Genomic DNA, 23,979 nt, shown 5'->3' on the forward strand with positions numbered 1-23,979 from the left:
CATATCGATATTCCGCCTGTTAAACAACAATGTAGTGACATATGCAAATAAGTCAATTTCAATGTATAACTCAAGCCTGACCCTTCGGTTTTGCAGGAAAAATCTAGAATTAGGCGAATGATAATTACTCATATCCCACTGTTGCGCAGGTAACAAAAAGTCAGCAAAAATATTGCTAGGAGGATAATTCTTTATGAAAAATTTTGAGAATGTATCGGTGATTAAACAGGCTAATATATATTTTGAGGGCAAAGTAACAAGCCGTACCGTCTTATTCAACGATGGCAGCCGGAAAACATTGGGAATCATGCTGCCTGGCGACTACGAATTCGGTACAGCCGCAGCTGAAGTCATGGAAATGCTGGCAGGCGAAATGGCTGTGCTGCTTCCCGGACAATCAGAATGGCGTACTTATAAAAGCGGTGAACAATTCGAAGTCCCTGCTAACTCAAAGTTCAAGCTCAAAGTAAATACAGTTGTTGATTACTGCTGCTCGTATATAGAATAAAACGATTTGGCACCAAATAATTTGATAGACATAGATAAAACAGACTGCTCTATATTGGTGCAGTCTGTTTTGCATACTAAAACAACAAAAAAATTCCTAGGAAATCGGAAGATAACGTCGAATTGCAATGATAATGAGATAAAAATATTTCTAAGCAATTGATTTCCCATTGCAAAATGTCATTACCTAATGATGACGCAAACCTTATTCTTACAATAAAGTTTGTGTCGCCATTACCTTACTCTTGACTTGTACATATAGGAAAAAATAGAAAGAGGTGCTGCAATGGAAAAACTAACAATTGGGGAGATGGCGAAATTAAATCACATTTCAGAGCAGACCTTGCGACTCTATGATAAAATGGGACTTTTACAACCCTACCTCACAGACACAAAAAATAAGTACCGGTATTATAACATCAAACAAAGCGCCCGGCTGGATATGATTCAACATATGAAGTCGCTGGGCATGAGTCTTAAAAGCATTAAAGAGCAATTAGACCAAACTGACTTTTCGCTTATCAAGAGTATTTTAACAAGAAAAAGTGATAGCATTGATACACAAATTAAAGAGCTAAATTATCAAAAACGCGCCATCCAGCGTACCATTGAAAGCTATGACCGGTATGCCAACTCACCGCCCGACGGAACCATCTTAGTTGAATATATCAGTAAACGCTTTATCTATTCCGTCGATGTTGGCATCAATTTTTATGATTATGATATTGAAGTATATGAAAAAATATTACGCGAATTTAAGAAAAACCTAATTACCAACAACTTACCACAAATTTATTTTTGCAATGCCGGTACAATTTTACGACAGGACAATTTCAAAAACCGTAAATTTATTTCTACCGAAGTTTTTGTGTTTGTTGATAACGAAGATATTGCCGAGAATCTTATTTACACGCTTCCTTCTAATACCTACCTTTGTATATACTGCAATAAGTTCGATAAAGAAAAAGAATATGCTACTCGCCTGTTAGATACGGCTATGGAAAGAGGTTATACAATTGTCGGCGATTATATTTGCGAAGTCTTAACAGACTTACCCATTTTTGAAAGCAACGAGCGGGGCATGTTTTTACGTTTACAAGTTCCTATAAAATTTTGTTAATACCGCTTGACCTTATACCGATAACAATCTGTACACTAAAATTGAAGAATCTACTACTTGATTCTATCAATTAAAATAAGAGGTGTTGTTGGTATGTTTAAAGAAAAAATCCGTGTAGTACAATATGGTTGCGGCAAAATGTCCAAATACACCCTCAGGTATTTATATGAAAAAGGTGCCGAAATTGTTGGAGCAATTGACGTTAATCCTGCTGTTGTGGGCATGGATGTCGGCGATTGGGCCGGGTTAGGGGTGAAGCTTGGCGTAACCATCAGAAGTGACGCCGATGCCGTACTTGACGAGTGTGATGCCAATATTGCCGTCGTTACCCTTTTTAGTTTTATGAATGATGTATACCCACACTTTGAGAAAATTGTAAAACGCGGCATAAATGTGATTACCACTTGTGAAGAAGCTATTTATCCGTGGACAACCGGCGCGTCTATTACCAACAAGCTTGATAAGATCGCTAAAAAGTACAACTGCACAATAGCCGGTTCAGGCATGCAGGATATTTACTGGATCAATATGATTGACTGCGTTGCTGGCGGCATCCATAATATCCAAAAGATCGAAGGGGCTGTCAGCTACAATGTCGAAGACTATGGTCTTGCCCTGGCCAAAGCCCATGGGGTTGGCTTAACGCCGGAGGAATTTGAAGAGCAAATCGCTCACCCAGAAGTTCTTGAACCCTCATATGTTTGGAATTCAAACGAAGGCCTTTGCTCCAAAATGGGTTGGACAATCAAATCCCAGACCCAAAAATGCGTACCCTACTTTTATGACACTGAACTTTACTCATCAACACTCGGCAGAACCATTCCTAAAGGCCACTGCATTGGTATGAGCGCAGTCGTTACAACAGAAACGTTCCAGGGACCAATTATTGAAACACAATGCATTGGCAAAGTATACGGCCCGGACGATGGCGATATGTGCGACTGGAAAATAACCGGCGAGCCTAATACTGAATTCTTTGTAAAAAAACCTGCGACAGTTGAGCATACCTGCGCAACTATTGTTAACCGTATTCCAACGGTGCTCAAAGCCCCTGCCGGTTTCTACACAGTAGAAAAGATGGAGCCTGTGCACTATCTTGCGTATCCCCTGCAATTCTATATTGACTAAATTAAATAGGTGAGTCAGATCCCTTCTGACTCACCTATTTTTGTTTTTCAATCATTACAAAAAATACCCATCCCGCTAATGGAAATGGGTATTTTCTCTTATTAATGTGACTGACTCAACACAGCCGCCTTAGCAGGCCATAGCACATGGGAAAGCGCTAATGCGACTGACAAAATAACTCCAACAATGAAAACTACGCCAGGCCAGCCGTATTCGGATAAAAATATTCCACCGGAGGTACCAATAACACTGGCCCCAATGTAGTAGAAAAGTAAATACAGCGAAGCAGCCCGCGCCTTATCCCCAGGACAAGCCTTACCCACCCAGCTGCAGGCAGACGAGTGGCTGGCGAAAAAACCAAAAGTAAATATTGCAAGACCAATAATCTTAAGTGTCAGGAGCGGCAACAGAGTAATTAGTGCGCCACAAAGCATCAGGAAGATTGAGAGCGACAGAATTTTGGCATTACCGTACTTGTCGCACATTCCCCCCATAAAGGTTGAACTGAATGTTCCGATTAAATAAAGGGTGAATAAGCCGCCTACCGCCGTTTGGCTAAGGTTGTAGGGCGGAGCCATGAGCGGATAACCGATATAGTTATATATTGCCATAAAGCAGCCCATGAAAGCGAAGGCAATGATATACAGCCGAATAATCGTTTGATCCTGCAAGTTCTCTAGCAAATCTCCCGCAATAGTCCGCAGCGAATGCCTTTGAGAGAAGAAATGCTGGGATTTAGGGATAGCCAGACAAAACCAGCCGCTGATTAAAAAACCCAACACACCAACACAAGCTAACGCAATGTGCCAGGTGAAATAATCCGTAACGGTACTAACCAGCAAGCGTGAACACAGGCCGCCAATTGAGGTTCCGCTAATATATATTCCGATAACCAAGCCTCTAATCTCCGGGGCGAACTCTTCGTTTATATACGCCATGGCTATGGCCGGGAATCCCGCTACCAATATCCCCTGAGCGGCCCGGCAGACAAGAATAGTGGTAAAGTCGTTACCGTAAACAATGGGAATCATAAATAGCGCCGCCCCAAGAAACGAGATAACCATGGTTAATTTCCGGTTTAAATAGTCGGCCATACAGGCAATGGCAAACATCGATATTGCCATCCCGCCGCTGGTAAAGGACATGGCTAAGCTGGCGGTTGCCGGCGTTAAATGAAATTCTCGCGAAAATACCGGTATCAAGGGCTGGGTACAATAAATTATGCCAAAGGATGCCAGTGTCCCCAAAAACAAGGCCGAAATAGCCCGCCAAAACTGACCTGTTCCTTTCTGTATATAATCATTCATATTCAGGTACTCCTCCAGGAAAGTGATATAAAACTCTCTTTCCTTTATAGTAGTACATAATTCTTAATACGTCCAATGCATAATTAGCATTGCAATAATACATCGTATGCATTATCATACAATTAACTATTACAATACCAAAGGGGTAGTTACATGGAGTGGAATCAACTGGAGTATTTTAAAACAGTTGCCGAGCTGCAACACTTTACGCTTGCAGCAAAAAAACTGGCAATCTCCCAATCGGCGCTTAGCCGCTCTGTTGCCAAACTGGAAGAAGAACTCGGTTTTCCGTTATTTGAACGCTGTGGGAAAAAAATTTCTTTAAATGCGCATGGGCAAATTTTTCTCGGCCACGTGGAACGGGCTTTGTTGGAGATCGCTAACGGCAAGCAAAGGATCCTCGATTTAATCAATCCGGAATACGGCAGTGTTTCGTTAGCCTTTTTACATTCGTTGGGTTCGAACATTGTCCCCCACCTGCTAGGCACCTTCCGCCAGCAGTATCCTAAAATTGATTTTAAGTTATCACAAAACGCCACATCATTTTTATTGCATCAACTGATCACCGGCGAAATTGACTTATGCCTTTGCTCGCCAATGAAGAGTCCGGACTTCATCGAATGGATAGAACTGTTCACCGAAGAGCTGTTTATCTGTGTACCCCGCAATCACCGGCTGGCTGCGCGGGCACAGATTGAACTCCATGAAATTGCGGCAGAACCGATTATTACCTTTAAGAAAGATTATGGACTGCGTATTTTAGCTGACCGTTATTTTCAGATCGCAGATATTCATCCTTATATCACGTTTGAAGGCGATGAAATCATGACCGTGGCCGGTCTTGCCGAAGCCCAGCTTGGCGTCGCACTTATCCCTCATATCGGAGGCTTAAACAATCCGAATATCGTGTTCATTCCGATTTCGGCTCCGAAGTGTTTTCGTACGATAGCCATTGGCTGGAATAAAAACCGTTATGTTCCGCCCGTAGCCAAACGCTTTAAAGAATTTGTCGTGGAATCGTTTGTAAAAACAGCAACCAAAACTACGTAACAACTCGTCTTGCAGATTCAACTAACGTCAAAGGGTAGTTCAGTCAATCCCAAGAACTCGGACTACCTGTTTCCGATTACAATTAAGTCAATTATTGGTATAACTTAAGCCTGACCCTCTTTTTAAAAGAAAACAGTGAAATGGCGACAATGCGTCATTTCACTGTTTTCATGCTTTAGTAGACTAACTACACTGGCCAAAATTGCCATTTAGGGAAATGCTGGATAATATCCATTTACACATATTATGTAATTTATACCAACACTTGGCTGGATATTAGTATGCGGCAAACCACCACTTACAGCCGGCTCAACTGCTTGCGGACTCATGTTTATATTAGGATCAGCAGCATAGATTTTTACAGTTGGCGGAACATTTGCCCAAGTATTACTTGCCGGGTCATTAGTAGCAACACCACCGGTTGCTTTCCCTTGAACGGTATGAGTATGTACCGCCATCTGGCCACTGGTCAGGGTAACACTATTAGTTCCGGCCACTGAGCCTAAATATCTGGGAGTCAGGTTCTGACCATTTCCGGTTCCCATTGGTACTCTGCCCCGTAAATCAGGTAGATTAAAATTAACGTTGGCAGTACCACCATAGGTATTTCCTATTAACGAATATAAAGCTGTATATTGGTTAACCGGCAGTAATTGCCCGTCACAAAACAACCAATCCAGCGGAGCAAACGGCCCCGCAAACAAGCGAATTTCGCCAGTAAATGCATCCATTGTTTTCAACCTCCTTTATTATGGTCGTGGGGGATATACTCCCATTACGGCAATACAGTATCTCAGAACCTGAAACGGCTGCATGCTGGGATGACTTTGCCCATCCCCCGCAGGCTGAACACTAGCAGTATTCATAGCAACAGGTGACGCAGGAAAAGCACCGTAGAGGTTCTGACCAGTTGCACCTGCTGCCCAAACGTTGCCTGCCAGCGTGTTTTTCGTACCCGCAGTATTGTTTCCCCTCGGAACATGAGTATGACTAGGAACTTCAGCTGTAGTCAAGGTGTGATTTTCTTCCCCGATTAAGTTCCCCGAGTTAAGCGTTACTCTTGTAGTATCCGCTATATTATTAGGGTGGAGTGCAACCCGTCCCCGTAAATCCGGTAAGGCAAACGTACCGGCTGCCTGACTTCCGCCATAAGTGTTGCCAAGCAGAGAATACAAGGCTTGGTACTGATTAATTTTCAACAGCCGGCCATCACAGTCCAGCCAATAATTAGGCGCATAACCATAGGGAAATACCCGAATTTCCCCTAGAAACCAATCACTCATATGTTCCTCCTCCATCCATCTTCATACTTTAAGACTGTGTAGGAAATATACCGTTCAACGCAATAATAAAGTTGATTGCCAGTGAAGGCATCATATTATTATGCGGCTGGCCGCCGGTATTGTTACTCAACGCGGCAGCATCCATAGCGCCATAAGTACTATCTGTTACCGTGGTAGAGAATTGCTTTATAGCAGTACTGCCGGTATTTGCCCAAACAGTATTGGTCGGATCATTAGTGGTCCCGTTAGCCGTACTAGCCTTAATTGCGTGTGTATGTGCAGGAATCTGGCTGCTACTCAACGTTACTGTTTCACTACCGCCGGAACTTCCAATTGCGCGCGGAGTCAAATTGGGACCCGCGCCCTGGCCGACGGCTATCCGCCCCCTAAGATCGGGCAGCGCAAAATTGGTTATGCCATCACCGCCATAAGTTGTTCCAAGCAATGCATAAAGCGCATCGTTCCCTGCAATCGGCAACGCAATTCCGTCGCAGACATGCCATCCGTCGGGAATGCGTATTCCCGCCCACATACGAATCTCGCCTAAATACCATTCTGACATCTTCTTCCTCCTCCTGTTTGTTTTTTCTAACTATTATCAGCTATGCAGACTCTTGCCGCTAGACTTATTGCCGGCAAAAGCCTGCATGACAATCAAGTAAAACTCAATAGGGATATATCTTATATACGGGGTGATTTCCTGGGGTAAGTCCGGCAGGAGTGTTAATATCATCCGCGATTATATGATAACAACCATTACTGATAGGACCCAAATAAACGCAATAGAAGGTAGCCACTGGCTCCAGCGTGAACGTATATGTGCCGTTGGATGTAGTGCCGCTCGCCACCACAGTACTATTATCATCCCGTGTTATTGTAAGTGCCTTCGGAGCGAGATCCAACTGGGTCAAAGTATCATCCATATATACCGCTACCGTGACAATGGCCTTAGTTACCGGCATTGCAAGCGTTAGATTAACATTCCCGTCTTTGGTAGTCATACTGAGCCCTTGGCTAACTTGGCCATAACCGTCTTTAGTTGCCCTAACCATATAGGCCGGGTTTGCCGTTGTGTTCGTCGGTATGCCGCTGAACGTCGCCACACCCAAATTGTCCGTGGTCGTTGACCCGATGCCATCTATGGTCACCGTCGCCCCTTTCACTACGCTATTTCCGTCCGTCACCGTGATTTTTGCGTTGAAGGTATCACGCGTCAGGGTGATGATTCCAGTCCCAGGGGTAGGTTTGCTTACAGTTACTGGCACTGACCCGCTGCTGGTAAAGCCCGGATACGATGCGGCGATGGTATGGTTGCCGGTCGTCAGGTTATGGAACATATAGTCGTCGCCGGTTTTCACATATGCCGTGCTGGTCGTCCCATCCACTGTAAAGTTCGGGGTGATGCCCGTGGCTCCCACCAACGCAACCGTTATCTTAGCGCTGCCGGTATCGCGAACGAAGCTGAGAGTGACACCTGCGGCCGTATCTTTCATCACATTGGTCGTCTTAGGCCCGTCGCTGGTATAGTCGACACAGGTGGCATTGATAGTATGGCTGCCGGTCGGCAGGCTATGGAAGGTGTACACGTTCCCGCTCGTCGCATCCGGTGCGCGATTCGCCCCGTCCACCGTGAAGCTCACCGGGCCACTGCCGCCTACGATTGTCACCGCGATGCTGCCTGTGTCGCGAGTCAGGGTAATGGTCCCGCCATCAGTCGTCCCGTTCTTCGTCACACATACCGTTTTTGCTCCGTCGCTGGTAAAACCCGTACAGGCGGCATCAATGCTATGACTTCCTACCATCAAGTTATTGAAGGTATAGGTGCCGCCGCTTATCAAGTCCGCTGTCCGGGGCGTACCGTCCACCAGGAAACTCGGCGTACCGCTGCCGCCCGCGAACGATACCGTCACCTTAGCGCTACCGGCATCCGCGGTCAGGGTAATGGTCCCGCCGTCAACCGTTGTCCCCTTCGTTACATTGATATTTTTCGCGCCATCGTTGGTGCAGTTCGGATATGACGCGGCAATACTATGGCTGCCGGTCATCAGATTATGGAAGGTATACACGTTTCCGCTCGTTACATCTGGGGTCCGCGGCGTCCCGTCCACTGTAAAGTTCGGGGTGATGCCTGTGACTCCCACCAGCGCAACCGTTATCTTAGCGCTGCCGGTATCGTGAACGAAGTTGAGAGTGACACCTGCGGCCGTATCTTTCATCACATTGGTCGTCTTAGGCCCGTCGCTGGTATAGTCGGCACAGGTAGCGTTGATGCTATGGCTGTCGGTCGTCAGATTATGGAAGGTATACACGTTCCCGCTTGCCGCATCCGGGATCCGGAGCACCCCGTCCACCGTGAAGCTCACCGGGCCGCTGCCGCCTACGATTGTCACCACAATGCTGCCGGTGTCACGGGTTATCGCTATGGCCGGCGGCATTGCCATGGCTCCCTTGCTTATCGCTACATTGCTGACTGTTCCGGCAGCGTAGCCAGTCTTGTTGGCAGTGAAGGTATAGGTTCCGGTTGGTATGTTGTTGCTGAACGTTGCTACTCCTGAAGCATCAGTTGTTGCTGTTAGGGCTGTGCCATCTATGCTGACCGTTGCTACCGCTACCGCCGCTCCGCTGCCGTCTTTTACCGTTATGCTGGCGCTGCCGGTGTCACGAGTTATCTCTATGGCCGGCGGCGTTGCCGTCGCTCCTTTGATTATCGCTACATTGCTGACTGTTCCAGCAGTGTAACCAGTCTTGCTGGCAGTAAAGGTATAGGTTCCGGTTGGTATGTTGTTGCTGAACATTGCTACTCCGGAAGCATTAGTTGTTGCTGTTAGGCCTGTGCCGTCAATGCTGACTGTTGCTCCCTCTACCAACGCTCCGCTGCCGTCTTTTACTGTTATCGCAGCACTACCCATATCCCGGGTTATCGTTATAGCCGGAGTTGCCGTCGCTCCCTTGCTTACCGTTACATTGCTGACTTTTCCGACAGTGTAACCAATCTTAATGGCAGTGAAGGTATAGGTTCCGGTTGGTATGTTGTTGCTGAACGTTGCTACTCCTGAAGCATCAGTTGTTGCTGTTAGGGCTGTGCCATCTATGCTGACCGTTGCTACCGCTACCGCCGCTCCGCTGCCGTCTTTTACCGTTATCGTAGCGCTGCCCGTATCCCGAGTCAGCGCGATGATCCCGCCGTCGCTCGTTCCGTTCTTCGCCACATTGACCGTTTTCGCGCCGTTGCTGGTAAAGCCTGTGCAGGTGGCATCAATGCTATGACTGCCTACTATTAGGTTATTGAAAGTGTAGATGTTGCCGCTCGTCATATCCGGTGTTCGAGCCGCACCATCAACCGTAAAGCTCGGCGTGCCGCTGCCTCCCGCAAAGACAACCGTCACCTTGGCGCTGCCGGTATCGGCGGTCAGGGTTATCGTTCCACCATCAACCGTTGTCCCCTGCACTACACTGACCGTCTTGGCACCGCTGCCGCTATACCCGGTATACCATGCGTCAATAGTATGGTTGCCTGCCGTTAGGTTACGGAAGATATATACATTCCCGCTCACCGCTTCCGCCGTGCGGGCCGCACCGTCCACCGTGAAGTTCGGTATAATGCCCGCGCCTCCCATTACTGCAACAGTCACCTGAGCACTACCTCCGCTGGGAGTTAAGGTTATTGCACCGACTGCGGTTTCTTTATTATGTATTGTTACTTTAGTGAAATTATTATTATAGTAAGTTTTACTTGCAGTAAAAGTATAGTTTCCGGCGGGTAAATCGCTAAAAATTGCCTTACCGGCTGAATCGGTGGTAGCTGTTCGTGTACTGCCGTTTACATTTACACTGACTGTTGCTCCGCTCAATACACCGCTTCCATCCTGTACCGAAATAACGGCATAGCCGTTATTTGCGGCGCCAGAATCTACTATTACGTCAACGTTGCCCGTACCCCCGCTTGGTGGCACATTAACTGGATTGCTTTGTACAGCTTGATTATTAAACATAACCGTAAATCGATAGTCTCCCGCAGGCATATCGGTAAATATTACTCTGCCGTCAGCTCCGGAAGTTCCTGTCAATGTAAAACTTGAATCTGCTGCATAAGCGGTTTTTACACCCAGGAGCCGGTCAAAAAGGCTTCGCTCTGCTTGTACTATTAGCCCACTACCAACATGAGCGGTAACTGTTGCTCCGGCTACAGGCTGCCCCTGAGCATTAAGAACATTAACTACCATACTGCCGCCAACGATTGGTAATTTAAACTCAGTACTCGCCGTCTGGTCTTTTTGAACAGTAACCGTTTTATCTTCCATATTGTTGAAGTAGGTAGCTCTTACTGTATATGTACCAACGGAAAGACCGCTGAGTACGCCTGTACCTGAAGCATCTGTCCGTACTGCGCTCCCTACCGGACTGCCATTTTGATAGGCTTGTAAAAGCACTCCCTGAATAGCCTTATTACCGGAGTTAGTAACACTAACTTTTATACTGCCTGTATAGGCTTCTAGCTTAGTGAATGTTTCGGTTTTAATGGTATTATTCCGTTCAACCTTTTGTAACAACTTGTAGGAAAGGTCGATATCCTGCTTTTTATTTTCTTTATTCGTTCCATACAAAGAAGGGCCAAGTTTATCTGCCAGTTGGTAACTAAACTTGCCGTAAAAATCTCCGCCGTTTTGATTTGATTTGATATAGCCCAACTCGACGGAAAACCGGGGTGTTATTTGCATAGTGTTCCGCAACCGGTACCCAGTCTCATCCTCATGATATTTATTATCATAATAAAATCCGGATGCATAAAATTTTAGCCATTGGGCGTTTTTCAAAGCTGTTCCCACTTCATAATCAAAGCCTTCTACTGCACGAATATAAGAGCGTAAGATACCAGCATCTGTATAGCTCACGTCTGTCTGCTTATCACCAGACAGAGGAAGATAGTAATTAAACCGGTATTCGGCCAGATTTTTAAAATATTCGGTACCGATGCCAACCCGCGATAAATTATATTTAAATCCATAGTCATAAAAAGTGTTCACACCAACTATCCGGGTTTTATCTGCCGAGATTTTGCGCCAACCAATTCCGAGGTTAGCAGTGTTGTTATCAGACTGATGGGCATAACGTCCCTGCCAAAACCATAGTTCGCCGTTATCATTTACTTTGCCGAAGGGCTGAATCGTCTCCAGCGAATATATAGGTTTGTAGTCTTCGGTAAATGTCAAATTAAAATCCGTGGTTTTTAGCCATTCCGGCCCCTGCGATTTTCCGTTCTTAAAAAAATACGGAACAAGTTGGTTCACAAATTGATTGACCTTTTCGCTATCACTTAAATGTGCAGAAGAGTTATTAATCTCTTCTGCATAAGCTGGCAAAATATAGAGTGAATTTGTTAGCAGCATTAAAACAGACAGTATTACTGATAACAACTTAGATATTCTCTTTGATAAAACCATCCGTCTCTCTCCTAAAACTTTATTTTATCCACCTCATGATTGTATGAGTTTCCTTTGTTTCAACGGTCTTAAAGCCCATTCTTTCATAAAGCCGCTTAGCAGGATTATTTGTCAATACACTCAAGCGAAGCGGTATCCCTTCAGTGTGAGCCTTCTGCTGCAGGTCTTTTAATAAAGCTGTGCCGAACCCTTGATTATAAAATTCCGGCAACAAGCTAATATCCACCAATACCATTTCACTATTGTTTTTAGCTGTGATAATACGTCCAACTTTGGCATCACCGGTAAGAATAATTTTAGTTTCTAAGTTTGGATATTGCATTTGATAAGATCGCGACTGACACTGAAATTGCATGCGCAAAAATTTTAGTTGTTGTTCTTTTTCCCAGCCCCATTGTGCAAGTTCTTCTCGCCTGGTGCTTGCATACAAACCGAATAAGAATGCATCATCTTCTGCCGTTACAGCTCTTTGGAAATACAATGTGATCCCCCCACCAATACCGTTAAATCTATTAATTCCTTATATTTCCATTTAAATAATCTTACCATAATTTGTAAAAAAACGCACTATACTAAAGTATAGTCTTAAAATATTTTTTTGATTTTTTTATAAAAAGAGCATTTTGAGATATCCTCGGCACACAAAAAAGAGGTTACAAGAACTGACGGTTCTCGTAACCTCTTTAAACTATTTATTAATTATTAATTTAAGCCTTTTTGCAAATAAACTTCTTTCGCCATTATCTGGATTAATCCACATAGTGCTGTTTCATCGCCGGGGTTTATCGCAATAGCAGCTTCAAACGAACGTTTTGCTTTCTGGTCATCTCCCTGTTGTAAATACACGGAGCCGTTCTTTAAGTGGTTAAGATAGTGATCAAGCTGGACTAAAGCACCCTGACCCTGTCTGTAATAATAGCCATCAGCCACCAAGATTTTTTGTACCGGCCAATATTTTTCTAACGGGGCATTAAGTGTTATAGGGGCATTAACCCATTTACCACTTGTATTCATAACACCCCATTGGCTGTTGCCATACACGCCAATCAGGCCATCTTCCGGGGAGTAGCCGACTTTTTCAAATTGGACAGGAACAACGACTTGGCCTTTTTTGTCGATGTAGCCAAAACGGCCTTTTAGTTTGACTTCGGCAACACCTTTATTAAAATCTGAAATCTTATCATACCCAGGTTTAACTACATATCGACCTTCGCGATCAATCACGCCATATTGATTATTGATTCGAACAACGGCTAGGCCCTCATGAAATGCTTCGGCATTATCATATTGCGGGACGATAACCATTTTGCCGTTCTTATCAACAAACCCGTATTTTCCATTAAGCTTGACACTCGCCAGACCCTCAGAGAACTGGGACTGACTATTCTCATATTGACAGGGAATGACCAATTGACCGGATTTATTAATGAATCCCCATTTGTTATCCAGTTCAACTGCTGCCATACCGTCAACAAAATCAGAAGCAAACTGATAGCTTGAAGAAATGACAACTACACCTTGTTTGTTGATATATCCGTAATTACCATTAAAATAAATTGGTGCCAAGCCTTCGCTGAAACGACCGGCATAGGTGAATTGCGGTTTAATAATCATAGCTCCGGTATTATCGACAAAACCGTATTGTCCGCGGGATTTTACCGCTAAAAGCCCTTCTTCGAAACCATACCAGGTCGAATCATATTCAGGCATAATAGCGTATGTGCCATCAAGGCGGATAAACCCATATTTTTCTTTTTCCCTAACTTGAGCCAAACCGTCTTTAAAGCTTTTAGCTTCTTCAAAACGGGGGAGGATAACCCAGCGGCCGGTATCCAGTTGCATATAACCGAACTTAGTCCCGTCTTCAGTAATCAGCGGAAAGGGAACGACCTTATCGCTGGAAAGCTGCGCATCCTGTTGCTTTGCCGCGCCAGGTACTGCCGGTTTATATTGATTACGGGCATCTTTGTTCGCAGTCGCCAAAGCCATACCCCAGGCAGCAACCTTATCTTTCGGGTTAATTTCCGCAGCCATCATAAATAGATTCATGGCAGCGTCATAGTGGTTTTGTCTCATTTCATCATAAGCATCATGTATGTAATTGAGATAATAATTTAATTTCTTACCTTGCCGATCATAGTACACATCGTTGGCGACAACAATTCCCTGCTTATGCCAGTAGTCCGAAACAACCCCTGAGAAGAGTTCGGGCTTAACAATCCATCTGCCTTTAGCATCCATATACCCGGTTTTTTTGCTCGTTCTTACTTTAATGAGGTCGCCTTCCCATACGGGTTCATAATTAAACTGGTAAGGTACTACTTCATAGCCCTGATTGTTAATAAGTCCATACCGATTATAGCCAAACTGATCTTTCATACTAACCGCAGCCACGCCGTTCTTAAAAGGCAAGGCCATTTCATACTTGGGATCAACAACCTTTTTCCCGGCCTTGTTAATGTAACCATAGTCGTCCTTACTCTCTATTGCTGCCAACCCTTCCTTAAAATCAGAAGCGCTTTGATACTGCGTAGGGATTACAACGGTACCCGCTTTATCAATAAAACCGACCTTGCCTCCCAAGCTGACCTGAGCCAGACCTTCTGAGAAGGAACCTGCCGTTTCATATTGCGGTTTAATAACAAAACGTCCTGTTGCATCAATAAACCCAAACTTACCTTGTACTGCTACTGCGGCGAGTCCTTCGTGGAAAGGCAAAGCCTTATCGAACTCTGGCGCAATAACCAGCTGGTCCTTGTTGCTAACAAAACCGTACTTGCCATTTACACTTACCGCTGCCAATTGTTCACTAAAAGTGATACTGCCATAGTCATATTTGGGAGCTAAGACTATTTCTCCCTTTTCATTAATAGCACCAAACTTGCCATTTTTCATGACAACAGCATAGCCGTCTTCAAAGGGGGAAATGGACTGGAAATCTTGCGCTCCAACCGCCCGTCCCTGTAAATCAATGAGACCTACCTTCTTATCGTCACCTGCAACAGCTAGTCCATTGGGCTGAAAATCCCGCGCGGCAGAAAATTGGGGCGGTATTACCCATTTTCCGCTGCTGCGTAAAATGTAGCCGTATCTTTCTCCCTCCATTACGCTAACCTTTATGCATTTGACATCTTCGCTGCTAACATCTGCGCCGGCAAATACGATAGATGTAAAACAAAGCATAAGAGCAAACGTCAGCGCAAAAATCCGGTTGTTAACTTTCATAAATTTTCCTCCTAATACAGTATGCAATTTGACCTGTTAAAAACGCTAACTTACCATAGATTAACTTTCCTGTAAACATACAAAAATCCTGCCAAATTTTAAAATTTCGGCAGGATTTTTTCAGTGTTACCAATCATTTACTCCCCATAAAAAATATCATTCAACCAGCGACCAATCTGTTTTTCACCGTTGGCAGTTATAAACTCACCTCGGCCTGACCGCATGTCGCTTAGCCAATGCCCGCGATAGCAATCACCATTAGGCCAAATCATAGTGCCTGAGCCTTGGCGTAATCCCTTGCGAAAAGCTCCTTCATATTTTCCGCCGTCAGGGAAGCGTTTTACCCCCTGGCCGTCCGGGAAGCCTTCTAGCATTGTGCCCGTGTAAACGGAGCCATCAGATAAAATTAAGTCCCTTACTTGTTCGACTAGTGGTGTTGTCGGTTTAGGAGTCGGATTACCGGGTGCATATTTTTTATTTTTGCTTGTCATTAAATTCTGAAGTTCTTTATTTAGCAGCGCAATATCATCTGTATCCACCTTGCATTCCAATGTAACCCGGAATACAACTAAGTTGTCTTCGAAGCTTCGGGTCTCCGACAGTAATTTAGTCTGAACTCTCGCTACAGCGGTACTTTGAATCCAATCTTCAACAACTTCAAAGTTAGTAACATTTGTACTGCTGGCAATTACTACTCCGGCTTCTTCTAACGCCTTCCGCTCTCCATCAAGCCAAGCACGCTGCCTGGCTTGAACTTCAGTTTCATTTTCGCCAACCCGGGCTGTCCCTTCCGAAATTATAGTCTTCACTTCGGCATGGGCTATGTTTCCCGTGCAATAAAAGCAAGATATGAGTAAAATTAAAAGGCCCTGTATTATTGCTAATTTTTTTGGCATATAGATCATCTCCGTTAATTTACTTAAAACCATAGATTCGCGATTTTCCAAGAACCCCAAACTATCTCAGGAAGACTTTGGCTTATTCCAATTTGATAAAGCTGCATTATATCTATTTGTAAGTAAAATTCACCGGTTCTGCTGGCGATAACACTTTTGTTTTGTTCTATTGATATTATATTTGTTAAAATTAGCCACAAATCCTTCATTTTCTTAATAAATCAAAATTGTTAAAAATTCAAAAGCATCCGCAATCAAGACAGTTTCAATTTCTGCGAGTTACCGTCACATAATCCTATTAGAAAAGGGCTACAGGAAAACTCGAGATAAGTTATCCTGCAACCCTTTTGTCATTAAAACGATATTAGCTCTGTTTTGCCTTAGCCTTAGGCTTAACGGACTTTGTGGACGCTCCTTCATAATCAGAATCGCTGCGTTTGTTCAAATCCCTTTTTAGCTTCTTGTTGTTTGTGTGAGCATAAGTTAATGTAGCTGAATACCATTTTTCAATCATCGTTTCCGGCAGAATTGGCTTCCATAACGCAACATCATAAGTATGCATTTTTTGAGATACCACATTCCCTTCAGCATCAAGGTTACATTCAATAACAGGCATCATTTCCCGTTCTTTGAGCCTAAACCAATAGCGGTTCATATTATAGTTCCCCTTGGCATCAGGAATTGTTTTTATCCAAACATCGAGTAAAAGTTCATCCCGATATGGATCCTTCGCATACTTAATAGTATCTTTGTCAAATTGAGCGATAGGGTTATCTAAATACATGATGTTTTCAAATCTTACTACCGGCTGTGGAGCGGAAGCAGCATTACAGGTAACCCCTATAGAAGTTAGCAGTAAAAAAACAAATACTCTTATTAAATTTTGCATATCATTTCCTCCTGGCAATTAATTAAGTTATACACAACTAATAAGTGGTTATTAAGAAAACACGGCGTACACACCGCGTTAGAATTTTCCTCCTATATACAGTTCCGTATTTGTACTTTTTTTCCTCTTTTCTTTTAATGTTCTACAGATATCCATAAAAAACAGACCCAAATCAAAGATTTGAGCCTGTTTCCTTACTTACAACAAAAAAATTCCTATTCAACGTTATTATAAGGATCCCAATCAGTTACTTTCGCCAGTTGGATTTTTGCAGTCCGGATGTCGTCAAGAAGTTTATCTTTGTCTTTGGGCAAAGTGGCTGCCAGGGCTATGTGGTTGGATATATGATTGCTTCTAAACAGACAATGACTGTTTGCCGGCAATTCGACGCCGCTTATTAGTTCATGAAGCTCACCCATGATTTCAGCTGGCGCCAACGGTACAAATTCTCCCCGTTCAAACTGCGCTAATAACTCGCTGCCACGATACAACATTAGCGTTAACGCACTCAGCATGTGAGGACGGATAGCATTTACAGCCTTGGCAGTATTGCGGGTATGGTTTAGGGAATGCTCTTTGCCGCCAAGACCGGCAATCACCATAACAGACAACTTAATACCGGCAGCGACTATACGTTGTCCGGCTTCGATGGCTTCGGCTGCCCCCACGCCTTTATTAACCCTTCTTAATACCTCGTCATCACCGGATTCCAAGCCATAATAGACAAGTTTGAGCCCAGCATCCCGCAAAGCAGCCAGCTCGTCCGGAGTTTTCCGCAGCAAATCTTTGGGGCCGGCATAACAGGATACCCGCTGTAGCCGGGGAAAGGTTCGAGATAATAAATTCAGTATCTCCAGCAATTTGTCTGTTGCCAACACCAAAGCATTGCCATCTGCCAGGAATATACGGCGAATATGGTTGGCATAAGGTTTAGCGGCATTAATTTGTGCCACAATTTCGGGCATCGGCCTGGTGCGAAAGGAAATAGACCTGTACATATTGCAGTAGGTACAAGCATTATGAGAACACCCTATCGTTACCCGCAAAATAAAACTATATGCCTCGCTAGGCGGACGAAATACAGGCCCTTCGGCATTGTCAAAATACAAATTTATCTCCCCTTATTCAAATAGTTTCAATAAATAAAAATTGTGCAAACTGTTACTTAGTATATTTTTGCGCGCCGGCGACAAGTGTCCTGAGAAAAGCCGAACGAAGCGGTTTAACCGCCAGCAGTGCTTTAACCGGAGCGGATTTTTCGATAGCGGAAGCAACACGCCCCAGCGCCCGGTGACTTAACCGAGACGGATCGTCAAACAGGAAGCTACTAAGTTTACCCCGCTCGATAGCCATGTTTACCATCCGGTCAAAAGTATTTTCGGGAACCATTACTCGCTGCTCGCGCTTCTCCATAACAATACAGCCCCGCCGGCAAGCTGAATAACACACGCCGCAGCCTACGCATAATTCAGAATCGCACACGGCTTTCGGCTTACCTGTAACGCTGTCATTTTCTAAAGAAAAGGCTTCCACCGGGCAGGCTTTAACACACAAACCACAGCCTGTACACTTAGCAGTGTCTGTATGAACGACCCAACTGGAAGTTACAATAGCGTTTTGAATGTTAAAGGTCCGGACAGCCTGAAACATGCCACAGCAACAGCCGCAGCAATTACACATATAGCCTACAGTGTGCTTTACATTGTCAGCAATTTGCGCCAAGCCTGCCTGCTTACACTGTTCAAGCACCGCCATTGCTTCACTTACATTCGACAGTTCGGCGATTCCTTTGCTTATCATCATTTGCGCCCCGCTGCCAAAGGTCAGGCAGGTTCTAAGCGGCGCATCGCATGCTTGTCCCAAATGGCTGGCTTTGTGGCGGCAGGCACATAATGAGATACCGATAGTTTTTGCCGATTGAATGACCTGACTGGCCTTTTCCCAGTCCAGCACCTCGGAATAGTCACCGGCTGGAATTGCTTCCTCCCTGACCAAAGCACGGCCAATTTGAGTAGACTCCTGAAAAATATCACGGGCAAATTTATCGTCCTCAAGCATATATTGATGAAACAAATGTGCTAATTCAGTCATGTCCAAGTTATCCCGGGTTCGCATAAACACAAACTCGAAAAAGCCAATAACGACAGGTGCCAACACCACATGACACTCGCCTTTATACTCGAAATCAAATACTAAACCCTTTTTAGCCATGGAGAGTATCTTTTCCTTAAGTTCCGGCAAAGGAACCCCGGTTTTCCGCGACAACGCTGTAATGGAAGTGGGCCTTAGCGGAATTTGCCTGGCAATTGCCGCCTCGGCCGGGACAAACAACAATTTTAATATTTGTATAAATACCGGTGAATAAGGTGCTCCGGTAATATTTTTATCCAGACGCTGCTGCAGCAGTCGATACTCGCGTTCTTGATTTACTATATGTCCCAAACTAAACCCTCCATGAATTATCAAGCTCCATGAACAATAATAATATTATACCAAAAAGCCAGTATTACCACAAAATGATTAAAGTGCACTAACATCAGTAGTTATTAACCGAAAAATTTAGCGATTTAACAACAACTGAATTGATGGATCCAGAGCCCGGAAGATAAAAAGCTTAACTCCCATCCGGAAGTTAAGCTTTTTTAGCCTTCTAGATTATCGCAAAAACAGTTAACCGTAAACATTCCAAAGTAATCCCAAGTTTCCTTAGGCTCTTATTCTACGTTAATCAGAAACAAGGACATAATCGCTTACCTGCCAATTTGGTCATAAATGGCCAGCGACATCCCGGACATATCATAGAATACCTGCGGTTCATCTTTAACGTTTTCTGCCAAAAAACTAGTATTACCACAAAATGTTATTTTGCTTTTTCATTTTTTTGGCAAACACTTAACAAAATTGGAAATATTTACGATATATTTACGGGAGGGGAGTCATATGAATATTTCCAAAGCATCCGCAAGTACTAATATGGCTGTCAGCGGCAAATGTGATAGTTTAGTTGCATCACTACAAAAGCAAAAAGAACATGTACAAAAACAAATTGAGACAGTCCGGGCCAGCGAGCAGGATCCCAAAACAAAAACAAAAACAATTGCTGAACTAAATGCCCAAATAGCGGAAATCGATCAACAGATCATGAAGGCGCAAACAGACGCAAGAAAAAGAGAGATGGAAGAAGCCCAGGAAAAAGCTGCTGCCAAAGAAGCAATGAAAAAAAGTGAGCAAGAAAAAGAAGATGAGAACCAGGGGGTCATATTATCCTCTAGTTTAAATAAATTACTTTCAGTCAATAAGTGCAGCTCCGAGTTTAATAGTCTGCATGCAGTACGCAATAAACTAATTGGAGAGAAAAACGTAGCCCAAGCTGAGATAAACATAGGGCACCGCGGTGGCAGTACAAAATATCAGTCAGATGTTGTCAGCAGTACCGACGGCAAACTTGCCAAAATTGCAAGAGATATGGGTGAGAAGGCCGACGAGATACAAAGAGACTTGAAAAACTCTGTTAAGACTGGGATACACGACGCAGAAAAATCGCGGGAGAATAAGAACAAAGTAAAAAAAGACCAGGAAGAAAATCCTGAAGTGCCTAATAACTCTGATAAGATTGCATCAGAACAGGATGCTGAATCTATTAACACAAGTAATACAGTTCCTGAAGAAACGCCAGACGAAAAACAAAAAAAACATAGCAGTAAATCTCAATCAATAGATGTATTAATCTAGAAAAGGCCGGTTTAGTCGGATAATCTCCGTACTAAACCGGCTTTAAAATACCCCTTCCCTGTCGTTACTTTAATGACCGGGTAAATTCTACTATACGATTGGTCACAGCAATGTCGCCCATGGCAAAAATGTGCAGGCCGTCGGCTTCCTTGTGTACCTTTTGGATAAATTCGCAGGCTACTTCGAAGCCGGTTTTGCCTTGCGCCAGCTCTCTGAGTATTGCGTCAGGCACGGTGATTCCAGCGACGTTTTTGTTGACAAACTCGGCCATCTTCAGGCTTTTCAGCGGCATTATCCCTAGTAACATGGGCTTACCTAGTTTCCGGGCACTAGCAAGAAAAGTCAGCGCCTGCTCGGCGTCATATATCGGCTGAGTCTGGAAGAAGCCGGCGCCGGCTTCTATTTTGCGGGTCATATTCCCCAGCTCCGCCTCGAGGTTAACAGCGGCCGGGCTGGCTGTTGCGGCAATAGTAAACTGTGTCTGCCCTTTGATTTCCTCACCGACAGCGTCGCGTCCTTGGTTGAGACCACGGATGATTTCCATCAACCTTGCTGAATTGTAATCATATACAGCCGACGAAGCATATGGGCCGTGCTGTGGTCCGTCACCGGTAGTAGGCAGCAAAGCCCTGATTCCCAGTGCGCAGGCTCCCAGCAAATCCGCCTGAGTTCCCAGCAAGCTCCGGTCCCGGCACGTAAAGTGAGGAATTGTGGTAGTGTTCAGTTCCCGCTGCAGGATTGCTGCCGCCATTACCGAGTTCATCCGCAGGCGGGCGTTGGGGCAGTCATGAACGTTGATAGCATCCAGCCCCCGGTATTCCCGGGCTTTCGCTATACTTTCCGCAATATCTACCCCATTAATACCGCCAAGTTCTGTAGAAAAAACAAATGATTTCCCCAGTTTTTCAATAAAACTCATAATTGGCCTCCCCCTCTATCTTCACTCTTCTACTAGCTTACGCATCTCTTGATACTCTTCCCAGGTATCGGCATCATAAAAAGGGCCGGCATCCGGCCAGGCCAGCTCATGCACCCATTCTGGATTTTTCCGCATAATCTGCCTGCCGCCGGTATCTCCTGCCAAGGCAGCTAAATCGGCTTGCCAGTGACTGCCGAACAATACCGGGCTGTAACGCTGTCCCTGATAACAAGGTACGATGACATACCTATTATCCGCCATCTGGGCAAACTGAATCAGGACAGCCTCAATCAAAGCCGGTGACAACAGCGGCTGATCGCCCATAAAAAACATGAAACCATCAAACTCACCTTGCAGTTGCTGCATCGCCAAAGCAATTGACGTAGCTTGCCCATTCTGCCTGTTGGCATTATATACAGATCGCAAATTGTAGTGTCGGCACAATTCAGCCAATTCGTCTTCGGGTTGGCCAATAATAACTATACTGTCAGCCCAAATTTTGTCGTGCACAAGACTGAGCACATAGGAAAGCAACGGCTTGCCACCTAACGGCAGCAATAGTTTTTGCTGACCCATCCGGCTTGACATCCCTGCCGCTAAGATAACTGCCGCAATTCTTTGTTTCATAATAGGTATACCTCATTCACTTGCATTGAGTTGCCAAAACCTGCGGTTATTACAACACGCTCGATTGCAGTTCCCGCTATCTTAACATACCCGGCCACTTGTCTTGCCGCGATTTCCCAGCCGCTTTTCGCCGCGCCGCTCAGCAGCAGAACCTTGGTTCCCCGGGCATGTTGAAAAATACCGTGCCGGTGTATGGCTAATTTGGCTAGATCCTGCCACTCAATGATCGCGCCAGCCTGCTTGCCAACAATCTTAGTCACCAGCTCCAAACGGTGGGTATTATCTTCCGTTAGCGGCCGGCCAAGAGAAGTAAGGTTTAATACGCCAATAGTCATTACCGTACTATCAGGTATTACCGGCTCATGGACTGCCGGCGCTTTAATAAGACAACGGCGGGCGCCGTCGGCTTCTACCAAGATACAGGCATTGGGAGCGCTAGCCGCCACCTTGTCAATGCCCTGGGGTGAAACACCCACCACCTTGCTGCCCTCCTGCCCGGCAAACCACGCCGCCGTCTCCCCTGGTTGAAGATTTAGGGCTATAGTACCTGTCCCTTCGGTATCTACAGGAGAAAGCAGCAGGCGATAACCGGCAATCTGGTCATAAAACATTTTGGTAGTAGCCGTTACTAACACAGGCCGCTCCTTACGGACGGCCTCGGCCGCCAGCGACTGTATCAGCGAAGTCTTGCCGCCGGCTCCTACACAGGCAAATACACCGGCAGGTTCAAACCCTAATGCAGACCAAAGCATATTATACAACCTGAATTAATACTTCCATTATGCCGCCGCAGGCCATACCTTCATTCGCCGCCGTATCGCCTGACATCGACACTTTATAAGTAAACGAACGGTTTTCATCGAGCGCAGTCAAAGCCTGCAGGCGAACTTCGGCTTCAGCACACCCCCCGCCGATGGTGCCAAACACCCGTCCGTCACGGTAAACCAACATCTTGGCACCGGCTTTACGCGGCGTTGAACCCCTGGTAGCGATAATACTGGCAAGCGCCGCCTGGCCGCCTTCCTGCTGCACGGCGCAAATAGCCTTAACCATAGCCTCGTCCATTATTTACACCTCCATTTGTAAGACAACGGTAAAAAGTTAGCGCCACTGCTGACAGCTACAACTTCGGCGGCAATACTTAAAGCAATCTCAGTGGGAGTCTCGGCACCGATGTCCAGCCCAATGGGTGCGTGCAAGCGTGCCAGAGCATCTTTATCAATGCCTTCAGCCATTAATGTGTTAATAACAATTCTAACCCGCCCCTGGCTGCCAATCATCCCGACATACAACGCAGGCTGATCAATAACGGCCCGCAGGCATTCCATATCTGAGCGGTGTCCTCTTGTAACAACAATAATTGCACCAAAACTAGATAAATTCAGTTCTGCCAGCGCTTGGCCAAACTCCTTACAAATTACGGTCTCAGCTTGTGGAAACCGTCTTGTATTGGCAAAATCCGGACGGTCATCTACAACAGTAACAGAATACTCAAGCATGGCCAACAGCGACGTCAGTGGCTGACTGATATGGCCTGCCCCCAGGATGAGCGCCGAACGCCGCTTGGACAGCCTATCCCAAAAGAAACGGTAACTTGCTCCTTCATATTCTAAATCCAAAGTTATTGGCTTTTTCCACACAAGACTCGCTATTTTATCAATAACCAGGCGGGTAAATTCTTCATCAACCAACTGTCCTAGGTGCTTTCCAGCGGTTAACAATAACATTTGTCCAATGTACCCAGCCTGACTGTCCGGAGCTGAAACTAAGGTAACAAACTCCGCCGGCTTTGCCTGCGCAGACAACTCCGCTAACTGAGCAAAAATTTCTCTGTTCATTTTTCTACCCCCAATTC

At 45.1% G+C, this 23,979-nt stretch carries 21 protein-coding genes; 5 read left to right on the forward strand and 16 right to left on the reverse strand.

Annotated features, from left to right (window positions below; genetic code table 11):
- The first annotated feature begins 193 nt into the window (after positions 1 to 193).
- From SRRS_RS20745 to SRRS_RS20755, 3 genes are all read left to right on the forward strand, one after another.
- Positions 194 to 508, forward strand: a complete 315-nt coding sequence (locus tag SRRS_RS20745; protein ID WP_371363216.1) for a pyrimidine/purine nucleoside phosphorylase — start codon at positions 194 to 196, stop codon at positions 506 to 508.
- Between the two features lie 285 nt (positions 509 to 793).
- Positions 794 to 1,627: a helix-turn-helix domain-containing protein gene (locus SRRS_RS20750; RefSeq protein ID WP_371363217.1), complete on the forward strand. Its 834-nt coding sequence runs from the start codon at positions 794 to 796 to the stop codon at positions 1,625 to 1,627.
- A gap of 93 nt (positions 1,628 to 1,720) precedes the next feature.
- Positions 1,721 to 2,755, forward strand: a complete 1,035-nt coding sequence (locus tag SRRS_RS20755) for a dihydrodipicolinate reductase (RefSeq protein WP_371363219.1) — start codon at positions 1,721 to 1,723, stop codon at positions 2,753 to 2,755.
- Between the two features lie 101 nt (positions 2,756 to 2,856).
- Here SRRS_RS20755 and SRRS_RS20760 read toward each other — a convergent pair whose 3' ends face one another.
- Positions 2,857 to 4,062, reverse strand: coding sequence for an MFS transporter (locus SRRS_RS20760; RefSeq protein WP_371363220.1), 1,206 nt, complete (start codon positions 4,060 to 4,062; stop codon positions 2,857 to 2,859).
- A gap of 153 nt (positions 4,063 to 4,215) precedes the next feature.
- On the opposite strand from SRRS_RS20760, the gene SRRS_RS20765 reads away from it, so the two are divergent.
- Entirely contained in the window at positions 4,216 to 5,112 is an 897-nt protein-coding gene (locus SRRS_RS20765) for a LysR family transcriptional regulator (RefSeq protein ID WP_371363222.1), read from the forward strand.
- 209 nt (positions 5,113 to 5,321) lie between these two features.
- Here the strand turns inward: SRRS_RS20765 and SRRS_RS20770 are convergent, their stop codons facing one another.
- The 10 genes from SRRS_RS20770 to SRRS_RS20815 all read right to left on the reverse strand — a co-directional run bounded on the left by SRRS_RS20770 (position 5,322) and on the right by SRRS_RS20815 (position 19,288).
- Positions 5,322 to 5,843 carry a phage tail protein gene (locus SRRS_RS20770; protein WP_371363223.1) on the reverse strand — a complete coding sequence of 174 codons (522 nt, stop codon included), beginning with the start codon at positions 5,841 to 5,843 and terminating at the stop codon, positions 5,322 to 5,324.
- An 18-nt stretch (positions 5,844 to 5,861) separates the two neighbouring features.
- On the reverse strand, positions 5,862 to 6,395 hold the full coding sequence (locus tag SRRS_RS20775) for a phage tail protein (protein ID WP_371363225.1): 534 nt from the start codon (positions 6,393 to 6,395) through the stop codon (positions 5,862 to 5,864).
- Between the two features lie 28 nt (positions 6,396 to 6,423).
- Positions 6,424 to 6,957 (reverse strand): phage tail protein, encoded by a 534-nt coding sequence (locus SRRS_RS20780; RefSeq protein WP_371363226.1) that lies wholly within the window; start codon positions 6,955 to 6,957, stop codon positions 6,424 to 6,426.
- 103 nt (positions 6,958 to 7,060) lie between these two features.
- On the reverse strand, positions 7,061 to 11,836 hold the full coding sequence (locus SRRS_RS20785; protein WP_371363227.1) for a carboxypeptidase regulatory-like domain-containing protein: 4,776 nt from the start codon (positions 11,834 to 11,836) through the stop codon (positions 7,061 to 7,063).
- Between the two features lie 19 nt (positions 11,837 to 11,855).
- Positions 11,856 to 12,317 (reverse strand): GNAT family N-acetyltransferase, encoded by a 462-nt coding sequence (locus SRRS_RS20790; protein WP_371363229.1) that lies wholly within the window; start codon positions 12,315 to 12,317, stop codon positions 11,856 to 11,858.
- A 221-nt stretch (positions 12,318 to 12,538) separates the two neighbouring features.
- A complete protein-coding gene (locus tag SRRS_RS20795) occupies positions 12,539 to 15,061 on the reverse strand; it encodes a WG repeat-containing protein (RefSeq protein ID WP_371363230.1) in 2,523 nt (840 codons plus the stop codon).
- A 137-nt stretch (positions 15,062 to 15,198) separates the two neighbouring features.
- Positions 15,199 to 15,957 carry an MORN repeat-containing protein gene (locus SRRS_RS20800; protein WP_371363231.1) on the reverse strand — a complete coding sequence of 253 codons (759 nt, stop codon included), beginning with the start codon at positions 15,955 to 15,957 and terminating at the stop codon, positions 15,199 to 15,201.
- A gap of 364 nt (positions 15,958 to 16,321) precedes the next feature.
- The gene (locus SRRS_RS20805) at positions 16,322 to 16,846 is read right to left on the reverse strand and encodes a hypothetical protein (protein ID WP_371363232.1); all 525 of its coding nucleotides are present in this window, start codon (positions 16,844 to 16,846) and stop codon (positions 16,322 to 16,324) included.
- A gap of 215 nt (positions 16,847 to 17,061) precedes the next feature.
- Positions 17,062 to 17,955 carry a radical SAM protein gene (locus SRRS_RS20810; protein WP_371363233.1) on the reverse strand — a complete coding sequence of 298 codons (894 nt, stop codon included), beginning with the start codon at positions 17,953 to 17,955 and terminating at the stop codon, positions 17,062 to 17,064.
- A gap of 52 nt (positions 17,956 to 18,007) precedes the next feature.
- A complete protein-coding gene (locus tag SRRS_RS20815; protein WP_371363235.1) occupies positions 18,008 to 19,288 on the reverse strand; it encodes an indolepyruvate ferredoxin oxidoreductase subunit alpha in 1,281 nt (426 codons plus the stop codon).
- Between the two features lie 498 nt (positions 19,289 to 19,786).
- On the opposite strand from SRRS_RS20815, the gene SRRS_RS20820 reads away from it, so the two are divergent.
- The gene (locus SRRS_RS20820) at positions 19,787 to 20,578 is read left to right on the forward strand and encodes a FlxA-like family protein (RefSeq protein WP_371363236.1); all 792 of its coding nucleotides are present in this window, start codon (positions 19,787 to 19,789) and stop codon (positions 20,576 to 20,578) included.
- A gap of 64 nt (positions 20,579 to 20,642) precedes the next feature.
- Here SRRS_RS20820 and SRRS_RS20825 read toward each other — a convergent pair whose 3' ends face one another.
- Genes SRRS_RS20825 through SRRS_RS20845 form a run of 5 tightly spaced genes read right to left on the reverse strand, consistent with a single transcriptional unit; the run spans position 20,643 to position 23,962 of the window.
- The gene (locus SRRS_RS20825; protein ID WP_371363237.1) at positions 20,643 to 21,497 is read right to left on the reverse strand and encodes a methylenetetrahydrofolate reductase; all 855 of its coding nucleotides are present in this window, start codon (positions 21,495 to 21,497) and stop codon (positions 20,643 to 20,645) included.
- A gap of 21 nt (positions 21,498 to 21,518) precedes the next feature.
- A complete protein-coding gene (locus SRRS_RS20830) occupies positions 21,519 to 22,124 on the reverse strand; it encodes an NTP transferase domain-containing protein (RefSeq protein WP_371363239.1) in 606 nt (201 codons plus the stop codon).
- Positions 22,121 to 22,876 (reverse strand): selenium cofactor biosynthesis protein YqeC, encoded by a 756-nt coding sequence (yqeC, locus tag SRRS_RS20835; RefSeq protein ID WP_371363240.1) that lies wholly within the window; start codon positions 22,874 to 22,876, stop codon positions 22,121 to 22,123. Before yqeC ends, SRRS_RS20830 begins: the two co-directional genes overlap by 4 nt.
- Position 22,877: 1 nt before the next feature.
- The gene (locus SRRS_RS20840) at positions 22,878 to 23,189 is read right to left on the reverse strand and encodes an XdhC family protein (protein ID WP_371363241.1); all 312 of its coding nucleotides are present in this window, start codon (positions 23,187 to 23,189) and stop codon (positions 22,878 to 22,880) included.
- Complete coding sequence (locus SRRS_RS20845) at positions 23,189 to 23,962, reverse strand: XdhC family protein (protein WP_371363243.1); 774 nt, start codon at positions 23,960 to 23,962, stop codon at positions 23,189 to 23,191. Before SRRS_RS20845 ends, SRRS_RS20840 begins: the two co-directional genes overlap by 1 nt.
- Positions 23,963 to 23,979: the final 17 nt, after the last annotated feature.

This window comes from Sporomusa rhizae (assembly GCF_041428845.1).
Lineage (GTDB): Bacteria > Bacillota > Negativicutes > Sporomusales > Sporomusaceae > Sporomusa > Sporomusa rhizae.

Excerpts from the sequence above, each read along its gene's own strand:
- SRRS_RS20750 (WP_371363217.1), top strand. The coding sequence starts at position 794 with ATGGAAAAACTAACAATTGGGGAGATGGCGAAATTAAATCACATTTCA.
- SRRS_RS20795 (WP_371363230.1), bottom strand. The coding sequence starts at position 15,061 with ATGAAAGTTAACAACCGGATTTTTGCGCTGACGTTTGCTCTTATGCTT.
- SRRS_RS20755 (WP_371363219.1), top strand. The coding sequence starts at position 1,721 with ATGTTTAAAGAAAAAATCCGTGTAGTACAATATGGTTGCGGCAAAATG.
- SRRS_RS20845 (WP_371363243.1), bottom strand. The coding sequence starts at position 23,962 with ATGAACAGAGAAATTTTTGCTCAGTTAGCGGAGTTGTCTGCGCAGGCA.
- SRRS_RS20785 (WP_371363227.1), bottom strand. The coding sequence starts at position 11,836 with ATGGTTTTATCAAAGAGAATATCTAAGTTGTTATCAGTAATACTGTCT.
- SRRS_RS20770 (WP_371363223.1), bottom strand. The coding sequence starts at position 5,843 with ATGGATGCATTTACTGGCGAAATTCGCTTGTTTGCGGGGCCGTTTGCT.
- SRRS_RS20830 (WP_371363239.1), bottom strand. The coding sequence starts at position 22,124 with ATGAAACAAAGAATTGCGGCAGTTATCTTAGCGGCAGGGATGTCAAGC.
- yqeC (WP_371363240.1), bottom strand. The coding sequence starts at position 22,876 with ATGCTTTGGTCTGCATTAGGGTTTGAACCTGCCGGTGTATTTGCCTGT.
- SRRS_RS20805 (WP_371363232.1), bottom strand. The coding sequence starts at position 16,846 with ATGCAAAATTTAATAAGAGTATTTGTTTTTTTACTGCTAACTTCTATA.
- SRRS_RS20760 (WP_371363220.1), bottom strand. The coding sequence starts at position 4,062 with ATGAATGATTATATACAGAAAGGAACAGGTCAGTTTTGGCGGGCTATT.
- SRRS_RS20800 (WP_371363231.1), bottom strand. The coding sequence starts at position 15,957 with ATGCCAAAAAAATTAGCAATAATACAGGGCCTTTTAATTTTACTCATA.
- SRRS_RS20825 (WP_371363237.1), bottom strand. The coding sequence starts at position 21,497 with ATGAGTTTTATTGAAAAACTGGGGAAATCATTTGTTTTTTCTACAGAA.
- SRRS_RS20745 (WP_371363216.1), top strand. The coding sequence starts at position 194 with ATGAAAAATTTTGAGAATGTATCGGTGATTAAACAGGCTAATATATAT.
- SRRS_RS20780 (WP_371363226.1), bottom strand. The coding sequence starts at position 6,957 with ATGTCAGAATGGTATTTAGGCGAGATTCGTATGTGGGCGGGAATACGC.
- SRRS_RS20840 (WP_371363241.1), bottom strand. The coding sequence starts at position 23,189 with ATGGACGAGGCTATGGTTAAGGCTATTTGCGCCGTGCAGCAGGAAGGC.
- SRRS_RS20775 (WP_371363225.1), bottom strand. The coding sequence starts at position 6,395 with ATGAGTGATTGGTTTCTAGGGGAAATTCGGGTATTTCCCTATGGTTAT.
- SRRS_RS20765 (WP_371363222.1), top strand. The coding sequence starts at position 4,216 with ATGGAGTGGAATCAACTGGAGTATTTTAAAACAGTTGCCGAGCTGCAA.
- SRRS_RS20820 (WP_371363236.1), top strand. The coding sequence starts at position 19,787 with ATGAATATTTCCAAAGCATCCGCAAGTACTAATATGGCTGTCAGCGGC.